Source organism: Nitrosomonas sp. Nm132 (assembly GCF_900100485.1).
Classification (GTDB): Bacteria; Pseudomonadota; Gammaproteobacteria; order Burkholderiales; family Nitrosomonadaceae; genus Nitrosomonas.
On sequence record NZ_FNDH01000066.1, the window covers coordinates 1 to 9,072 of the forward strand.

Below are 9,072 nucleotides of genomic sequence, written 5' to 3' on the forward strand. Positions count from 1 at the left end.
CTTGGAGTACAAAAGCCCCAATCAATATGAAGTGGAAACAGAAAAATTGAAAGAAGTCGCTTAACTGGGTTGTCCGGTTTTACTTGACCAGGTCAGTAAGGCACATTTTACGATAAGCGAACCATTAAAACCCTGTATAGCTCGCATTAATTCACCAACCCGTTTAGGGTCAGTTATGCTGGCATGATGTTTAATCTTGGCGCTTTCTTTCTTGGGTAACACCCCGCGCAGGTCTCCAGAAGGATCTCGGTCTGCCTTGCCAAGTGACACCGCATAACGGAATACTTGACCACATATACCCAATACCCGGCGGGCTGTTTCTATTGCGCCCCGGCTTTCAATTCGTTGCGCTACCTGCAACAGGTCCGGTGCAGCAATATTACGTATTGGCCTATCCCAATCCATGGAAAGACATTCTTTTCTAATCGGTCTATCACTGTCTGCTTATGGCTGGGCGCCCGATCCGCTAAATGCTTAACCATCCATTCACGTGCGATTGCTTCAAAGCTATTTATTGATGCTTCCCTGGCGGATAGTATCCCTTGCTTTCTGGCTATACCAGGATCAATGCCATTAGCAAGCAGTTTTCTGGCACCGTCCCGGCGCTCTCTTGCGTCTGCCAGCGACACATCAGGATAGACGCCCAGGGCCAACATTTTTTCCTTGCCATCGTGGCGATACTTGAGCCGCCAATACTTCCCGCCATTTGGATGAATCAGTAGGAACAAGCCTTTTTCATCAGCAAGCTTATAAGGTTTGTCTTTGGGCTTGGCTTTGCTTATGGCTACAGCGCTAAGTGGCTTTCTGGGGGTATCTGTTTTTCTAGTTGGGGGTATATTCTCACCTGATTCATCCATGTTTATGGCCTTTAATCAAACTCAAAACTTTAAAGCTTGCGAAAAAACACCTATTTTCACGTCCGAATTGGGGAGCAGCAGGAAGAAATGCGCGAGCAATTTTTTTCTAAAAGTGGGGAATTCCCCATTCATCTTTTGCTAATTTGGGGCGTAGTGGGGAGGCTTAAAGCTAGTATCCATGCGGATTTCAAGCCGACCTCCCCATTTTCCCCACACTCCCCATTGTTTTTTTGCGGGATAGGAATATGACTAAAGAAAGTCAGAATTAGAGATTCTGTTCCCTACTTTTGCCAGTTTAGTACCTTAACCTTCTAGAAAATTAAGTAAAAAAGGACAATCTGGGGGTACATTTTAAAGCAAAAACCGATATACCCCCAAATGTACCCCCGCTTAATATTGGATTCTGAAGGATTTTTAAGGGCTGTTACGGATAGTAAAATTAGCTTGAAGCCTTGTTACATGCGGGTTTGTGGGCTGCTACGGACGGGAGAAAATACATGCTTGGCGGAGAGGGTGGGATTCGAACCCACGTGCCGGGTTACCCCAACCATCTGATTTCGAGTCAGCGCCGTTATGGCCACTTCGGTACCTCTCCACTTAAGTATTCAAATAAATATAAGAATATTCATAGTTTACCAGTTTTACTTAGAAGCTGTCTTGAAAAATCATACACATTTAGCCACAATCAGCCTTGGCATTGCGATACCGGTTGTGGCTAGTGGATAATTCGTGCGTTTGCCCTGGGGCTGGCTCTTTGCCGTTTCTTTTCTATGGATCTCATTGATTTCGTCCAGTGCAGCTTCCCACACCCCTCGTTGATTCCAGCGCCAATAATGGTCGTAAACGGTTTTCCGCGGCGGGTAATCCTTTGGCAGCATGCGCTATTGGGCCTCGCTTTTGCTGATGTAGAGAATCGCATTGACGATAGCACGTTTACTGTGAATCGGCTTTTTCCCTCGTTGATCTTTATGCTCAAAATGACGCGAGACTAGCCCCCATTCTTCCTCTGATAAGTCGCTTTGGTACATTGACTTCATAAAATGGTTGAGATCATAGTCGCAATGATATGACAAATAATTGAATTATTTCAAGACCCCTTCTTATAACAAGAAGTGTAAATCCTACTTATTCAACCCATCTTAAACACTTCCGAACACACGATCAAACATAGCCTTTACATATAAAATTAGATAGCAACGGTAACTATATTTCTTATTTTCTGAATTGCCTTGGCTTCAATCTGCCTAACTCGCTCGGCTGATACCCCTAGTTCTTCAGCCAATTCATGAAGTGTCGCAGCATCTTTTTCTCTTAACCAGCGAGCCTCAATAATATGGCGGCTACGATCATCAAGATTTAAAAGTGATTCTTTAAGTTTTTCATGACATAAACGAGAAATCTGCTTATTCTCAAATACCTGTGATGGATCAACTCCATCAGTTAAATAACTAATTGGACTACAACTTTCATCATCTTCATCAGATAATGGTTCCAATGAGATATCGCGACCACTAAAACGAGTTTCCATTTCTATTACTTCTTCAGATTTGACTCCCAACTGTTTCGCTATAGCAGCCACCTCTCCTTGGTTCATGGTGTCCAAACCCTGTTTCATGCTTCGCAAGTTAAAAAATAGCTTACGTTGCTGTTTGGTTGTTGCGATCTTGACTAATCTCCAATTTCGCATGATGAACTCATGAATTTCTGCTTTAATCCAATGAATAGCGAATGACACAAGACGCACGCCACGTTCTGGATCAAACCGCTTCACGGCTTTCATTAGTCCGATGTTACCTTCCTGTATTAAATCAGCATGCGGTAACCCATAACCTAAATAACCACGAGCTATCGCAATTACCACTCTTAGATGTGATAACACTAATTGATGAGCAGCCTTTATATCATCTTCATCCCTCAGGCATCTCGCCAAACGAATTTCTTCCTCTTGGGATAATATAGGAAAGCGGTTAACAGTCTGAATATATCCTTCAATACTTCCTCCCACTATCGTTGGCAACACTAAATTAGTTGTCATGCTTTCTCCTTTAATCTCAATTTTAGATTTTTTATCAACTTAATTTTTATTTTAGCACTCATGCAATGAGAGTGCTAAAATTTCCTGAAGTTTCCCAATTTGATAAAACCTTTGAGGTGGAATTCAATTGAAGATGCTCTGGAAATAGAGCAAATACTTCTTGAAGCTTCAGAGAAACATTCTTCCTCATAAAGTTAAGAAGTTAAAATTTAGAAACTGAGCGAGTTATATGAGATGTTTGGCAAGGAAAAAGCTACTCATCTAGAATCAACCCATTTATTCTGGTTCGATTTGAGAGAGATGCTGTGCAACTGATAATCTTGCCCCTAACCATCCCAGCAATGCTGAAAAAATAAACAAGCTAAGACTATCTTGTAAAGAAAGATGATTCAAATGAAAGTCTGTTGCATAGAGTTGTGCAAGCTCAATCAAACTCTCATTGATTGCCTGAATACCCAAGGCAATGAGTAGCCAGGCAGCTGCTGCACCTGCTACTCCTTGTATCGCACCAAAATAGAGGAAAGGGCGGCGGATAAAGCTATCTGTAGCGCCAATTAATTTCGAGACTTCAATTTCATCTCGCTTGGTTAATATCTGTAGGCGAATGGTGTTGAAAACTACTATAACCAATGCCAAGCTCAATAAAACTGCTAACATCAATACGGCAAGCTGGCCCAATCTGAGAAAAGCATCCAATCGCCTGGCCCAATCTGTATCGACTTGAACATGCTCTATCTCAGACCATTCTTTTATAGTAGCGCGTATATTCTCTAGTTCATCAGGTGTAACTTGCTGAAGATTGATAATAAAAGCATCAGGTAATGGATTTCTTATAAGATTATTTACAACTTCAGTTAGGCCACCCTCTTGTTGCAGTTGTTGCAAGGCAATTTCCTTGGAGATGAATTGAAAACTTGCAATATAAGAGAGTTTTTCCAGCCGTGAATTAATATTTTCAATGCCTTCTTGCGTCGTGCTCAGCTTAAGAAACAAACTTAATTGTGGAGTATCAGTAACATCTCCCGAAATAGTCTGCAAGTTGCCTAGCAGGGTATAAATACCAAGAGGTAAACTGAAAGCAATACCAATTACAATAATACTCAGCAGGCTAGATAATGGCGTATTGACGAGCTGCCTGAGTGTCTGGTTTAGTGCTTGCCAATGTTGAGACAACCACATACTCATACAGTCAGTTTTCCTTGATTGAGTAAAAGGGTACGATATCGAGTATCATTTAATAGCGTTGTATCGTGCGTGGCGATTACTACAGTAACGCCTACTTGATGAAAGGATCTGAATACTTCCATAATGCTTTGCGCATAATCAACATCAAGATTTGCAGTTGGCTCATCGGCTATCAAAATTGATGGACGATGAACCACAGCTCTGGCAATGCACAATCGCTGCTTCTCGCCACCCGATAATGTAATCGGATAAGCGTTCTCCTTTTCTAATAAACCAACCTTATCAAGTGCAGCACGAACTCTTCCAGCCGCTGTCTTTTTCTGAAAGCCACGTATTTGTAGTGGTAGCATAACATTGGCAAAAATAGTGCGATCATACAAAATTTTCTGATCTTGAAAAATTAAACCCAGGCTGTGCCGCAAAAAAGGAATCGCATTTTTTTTGAGTGCATTGATGTTCTGGTCGCTTACCATGACATGACCAGATGTGGGACGCTCAATTGCCGCAATAAGCTTCAGCATGGTACTTTTACCAGCACCTGAGTGGCCGGAAACAAATACGAGTTCACCTGGATGAATCGTAAAAGCAACATTCTTTAAAGCTTCGTATCCATCTGGGTAACGTTTGTAAACACTCTTAAAACTGATCATAAAATACTCAACAAACAAGAATCTAGTCACTCAGTACTTAATCGAATAGTGCTTCGACAAATTCCTGCGCATCAAATGGCCTAAGATCATCAAGTCCTTCTCCCACTCCTACAAAGCGTAAAGCTGGAGGATTTTGTGGATATTGTCCAGCTATGGCAGCTATTACACCACCTTTAGCAGTTCCATCCAGTTTGGTAAGAACTAAACCGGTTACTCCAAGTGCTTCATCAAAAGCCTTGAGTTGATTAATTGCATTTTGGCCTGTATTAGCATCCAGTATTAACAAAACCTCATGTGGTGCATCTGGTAACGCTTTGGTAATAACACGTTTTATCTTTCTAATTTCTTCCATCAGATGCAATTGAGTAGTCAGGCGGCCAGCGGTATCGGCCAGTACTATATCAATATCACGTGCTTTGGCTGCATTGATTGCATCAAAAATGACAGCTGCAGGATCGCTCTTTTTCTGAGATTCGCTTTCCTGCGCTATAACTGTAACGCCATTACGCTCGCCCCATGCCAATAGTTGCTCTCGTGCGGCAGCACGAAATGTATCTCCAGCAGCAAGCAATACTGATTTGCCCTGTGATTGAAAATAATGGGTAAGTTTTCCAATTGTTGTAGTTTTACCAACACCATTCACACCTGTGATCATAATAACAAATGGCTTTTTTGTCGTAACATCAAGCGGTTGTGCTAATGGGGCAAGCAAACTAACCAAAGTTTCCTGCAGTGCTCCTTTTAGCTGTTCCGCGTCGCTCAGCGCATCACGTTTAACTTTCTTACGCAATGTATCTAGCAACCAATTAGTAGCATTCACACCAGTATCTGCGGTAAGCAAGACAGTTTCAAGTTCGTCATAGAGCGCTTCGTCAATTTTACCCCTACCAAACAAACCAGATAACTGCTTACCAAAATTTTGTCGGGTTCGAGTAAGCCCCTGCCTAATTTTGCTTACTAGGCTTTCCGACTTAGAAGTATCTTCCGTAGAATTTTTTTTAGATTTAAAAAGACTAAACATTCTGATAGGCTGTAACTATTCTGAATTCAAAATAAACATTGATTTTATTCCTATTACCCAAATTTGGGTGAGCTAAAAACAAGAACTAAACGTTGGACCCTTATCATATCATTAGAATAATCAATAAATTGCGGCATTAGAAATACTAAATTATCCTATTAACATAGGTTTTCTAATACATCATACTCATATGTTACATCAAAACATTTTTCTGATAACTAATACTGCCTGCTTTAATTCCACAATTAGTTCAAAAAACAACCAGCTTGTATTTATTATAAACCACTGGTTTAATTAAATATATTTTCTATTTTTGCATTTCTGAAACACCTGCTGTTAAGAACAAATATAATAAAATCCAGCTAATTGAAATAATCATTATCTTCCAAATAAATAATATCAATGCCTCGCCCAATCCATGCGCTGATTGATCTCTCAGCACTTAAGCATAACCTTTCCATCGTACGCAAACATACGCAAAACGCACGAATAATGGCGGTAATAAAGGCAAATGCTTATGGGCATGGATTACTCAGTACTGCACACGCTCTAAGAGCTGCAGATGCTTTTGCTGTTCTCGAACTCGATGCTGCTGTTCGTTTAAGAGAAGCCGGTGTTTATCAGCCTATTTTACTTCTTGAAGGCTTTTTCTCTGCAGCAGATCTGACTGTTATTAAACAGTACCACTTAAGCACGGTAATACACCATCAAGAACAGTTGGCAATGCTGTTCACGGCAAAACAAAAAAATAAAATAAATGTATTTCTTAAAATCAATACTGGGATGAATCGGCTTGGCTTTGCACCCGAGCAAGGATTAGCTGTACTTGAAACGCTAAGAGTTAACTCGCTCATTAGCCAAATTACATTGATGACGCATTTTGCCTGCGCAGATGACCCCTTCCAAAAGGACGAAGTCAACCAGCAGCTCAGCGATTTCTTTACGGTTTTTAGAAAACATCATCTGCCATGCTCACTGGCAAACTCCGCAGCTATTTTACGTTACCCTGAAACACATGCTGACTGGGTGCGTCCTGGTATCATGCTCTATGGCGCGTCCCCACTGATAGATAAAACTGCTGCAGAACTAGGTTTACGCCCTGTCATGACGGTATCAAGCAAGATAATCGCCATACAACATCTTACTACAAGAGATAAAGTTGGATATGGTGGTCAATTTCAGGCCGAGCAACCAATGCGCATTGGCGTCGTTGCATGTGGTTATGCAGATGGTTATCCACGTCATGCACCTACTGGCACGCCTGTACTTGTCAATGGTCAGCGCACCCGTATAGTTGGACGTATATCCATGGACATGCTCACTGTTGATCTTACTAAAATTCAAAATGCCAATATTGGAAGCCCAGTAATTTTGTGGGGAAACAAGTTACCAATCGAAGAAGTAGCAAAATCTGCAGGTACAATCAGTTATGAACTGTTTTGCGCTTTATCTTCAAGAGTTAAAATATTAACAGTAACAAACGAGAATCAGTAAAGGCTATTTAACTTCACTGATTCCCAAGCAAAATAAGATCACTCCACTTTAGCTTTACTACGCAAATCTTGAACAGCCGCTGCAAAATTTCGCTGTAATACACGTTGCTGCATATTCATTTTTACTTCTTCAAACGGAGGCGTTACTGTAGGACGTATATCTTCCAAGCGAATTACATGCCAACCAAAAGAGGTTTGTACCGGCTTATCAGTGGTATTACCTTTTTTCAAGTTTTGCAAAGCATCTGCAAAAGGCTTGACATATGCTGCGGCTGCGCTCCAGCCTAATTCGCCACCATTGTTTTTACTACCTACATCAATTGATTTCTCTTTTGCCAGTTTCTCGAAAGAAGCACCTTTCTTCTTAAGAGAGGCGATTATATCTTTGGCTTCTGCCTCAGTCTCAACAAGGATATGACGTGCTTTATATTCCTTATCACCCATCTGTGTTTTCACAGTTTCATATTCTCGCCGTAAGACATCGTCACTCACGGCATTATTTTTGATGTAATCAGCCTGATATGCTCTAACTAATATTGCCTGACGAGCAAGTTCGGTTTGAGTTACCACATCCGAATTCCGATCAAGTCCTTTTTTAAGAGCCTCTTGCACAATAACTTCTTCAGCTATGAGATTCTCACGCAGGGTATTTCTCATTTCGGGAGAATCGGGTTGACCTTGAGCAACAGCAGCTTTGACCATAAATTCAAGTCGTGCCTGCGGAATAACCACTCCATTCACTTTCGCTACGGCAGCAGCAGTCGATTGAGCTTGAAGAGAAACGGCGACTAAACCCGACATACCGACCGATATTAACAATAGAAATTTTATTAAGCGCATGCAACTTCCTCTAAGTAAATTAAAGTTGATATACATTTATACAAGATTACACTCTAACATGTGATTGTAAGTGTGATTCTTTGCATATTATAAGCATAGGTAACTAAAATATCTGATAATCATTATTGATGATTTTTTATAATCTCTTATCCTCTATAAATTCAACTTGGTCTAGTTCGGTAAAACTTTTTTGAATGGTTTAACAGTTACCTTTGAAAATACCCCTGAGATAACATAAGGATCTGCTTCTGCCCAAGATTGCGCCGCCTCTAGTGAAGCAAACTCTGCCACAATTAAGCTCCCTGAAAACCCGGCAGGCCCGGGGTCAGGATTATCAATAGCTGGATAGGGTCCTGCAAGAATAAGTCGCCCTTCGCTTTGTAATGCCTTAATGCGCTCTAAATGCGCTGGCCTGGCTATCATACGCTTCTCAAGACTATTTGGAGCATCCTCTCCATTTATCACATAAAACCTCATATTTTATTACCTGTTTTATTGGTTTATCTTATCTATTAATTATTTAGATTAAAATTTAGAAAACTGTTTATACTTCTTTTATCAAAATATCTCTCTATCCCGCAATTTTTAAATGAATTCACCACAACTAGCTGAACGAAGATTACTTTATATACTCATCGCACTTCAAAATTTGGTTTTCATAATCCCTCATCCAGCCTTCTCCCAGAGGGAGAAGGTATTGATGCGGAATTTTGAAGTACGATGAGTATATGTATTAAATTTTTTATACTTAACACTGATTTACCAACGGTTAATAGTTTAAAAATATTGTTAAATACTTTCTTGATTTTACTGAATGGAATTTAGCTTGAATATAAATAATATTAGATCTAAATTTGATTTTACTGGGAACCCAGTGAATTATAGAAAATAAATTAAATGCGAATTAAGAGCTGAAATAGAAGCCAGTTCATCAATAACGTTAAACTATTGAGGAAGACATCACCCAACCTCAATAAATCAAAGTAACCAA

General features: G+C 40.3%; 8 protein-coding genes, 1 tRNA gene and 1 pseudogene. 1 reads left to right on the plus strand and 9 read right to left on the minus strand.

From position 1 onward, the window contains the following. Positions 1-60 precede the first annotated feature (60 nt). The 7 genes and pseudogenes from BLP80_RS16740 to ftsY form a co-directional block, all read right to left on the minus strand. Positions 61-857, minus strand: a pseudogene (locus tag BLP80_RS16740) (tyrosine-type recombinase/integrase). Between the two features lie 502 nt (positions 858-1,359). After that, positions 1,360-1,452 (minus strand) — tRNA-Ser (locus BLP80_RS13680). A gap of 70 nt (positions 1,453-1,522) precedes the next feature. Further along, a complete protein-coding gene (locus BLP80_RS13685; protein WP_090544160.1) occupies positions 1,523-1,735 on the minus strand; it encodes a transposase in 213 nt (70 codons plus the stop codon). 308 nt (positions 1,736-2,043) lie between these two features. Next, positions 2,044-2,892, minus strand: coding sequence for an RNA polymerase sigma factor RpoH (gene rpoH, locus BLP80_RS13695; protein WP_090544164.1), 849 nt, complete (start codon positions 2,890-2,892; stop codon positions 2,044-2,046). 276 nt (positions 2,893-3,168) lie between these two features. Next, positions 3,169-4,077 carry a permease-like cell division protein FtsX gene (gene ftsX, locus BLP80_RS13700; RefSeq protein WP_090544166.1) on the minus strand — a complete coding sequence of 303 codons (909 nt, stop codon included), beginning with the start codon at positions 4,075-4,077 and terminating at the stop codon, positions 3,169-3,171. After that, on the minus strand, positions 4,074-4,727 hold the full coding sequence (gene ftsE, locus BLP80_RS13705; protein ID WP_090544168.1) for a cell division ATP-binding protein FtsE: 654 nt from the start codon (positions 4,725-4,727) through the stop codon (positions 4,074-4,076). The genes ftsX and ftsE overlap by 4 nt, the downstream gene beginning before the upstream one ends. 37 nt (positions 4,728-4,764) lie before the next feature. Then, the gene (gene ftsY, locus BLP80_RS13710) at positions 4,765-5,748 is read right to left on the minus strand and encodes a signal recognition particle-docking protein FtsY (protein WP_090544170.1); all 984 of its coding nucleotides are present in this window, start codon (positions 5,746-5,748) and stop codon (positions 4,765-4,767) included. 402 nt (positions 5,749-6,150) lie between these two features. Here ftsY and alr point away from each other — a divergent pair, with 402 nt between their 5' ends. Continuing rightward, positions 6,151-7,242 (plus strand): alanine racemase, encoded by a 1,092-nt coding sequence (gene alr, locus BLP80_RS13715; protein WP_090544172.1) that lies wholly within the window; start codon positions 6,151-6,153, stop codon positions 7,240-7,242. Between the two features lie 38 nt (positions 7,243-7,280). Here alr and BLP80_RS13720 read toward each other — a convergent pair whose 3' ends face one another. Together BLP80_RS13720 and BLP80_RS13725 are read right to left on the minus strand one after the other, a co-directional pair. Next, positions 7,281-8,081 (minus strand): peptidylprolyl isomerase, encoded by an 801-nt coding sequence (locus BLP80_RS13720; protein ID WP_090544174.1) that lies wholly within the window; start codon positions 8,079-8,081, stop codon positions 7,281-7,283. Between the two features lie 171 nt (positions 8,082-8,252). After that, a complete protein-coding gene (locus tag BLP80_RS13725; protein WP_090544176.1) occupies positions 8,253-8,558 on the minus strand; it encodes a YciI family protein in 306 nt (101 codons plus the stop codon). Positions 8,559-9,072: the final 514 nt, after the last annotated feature.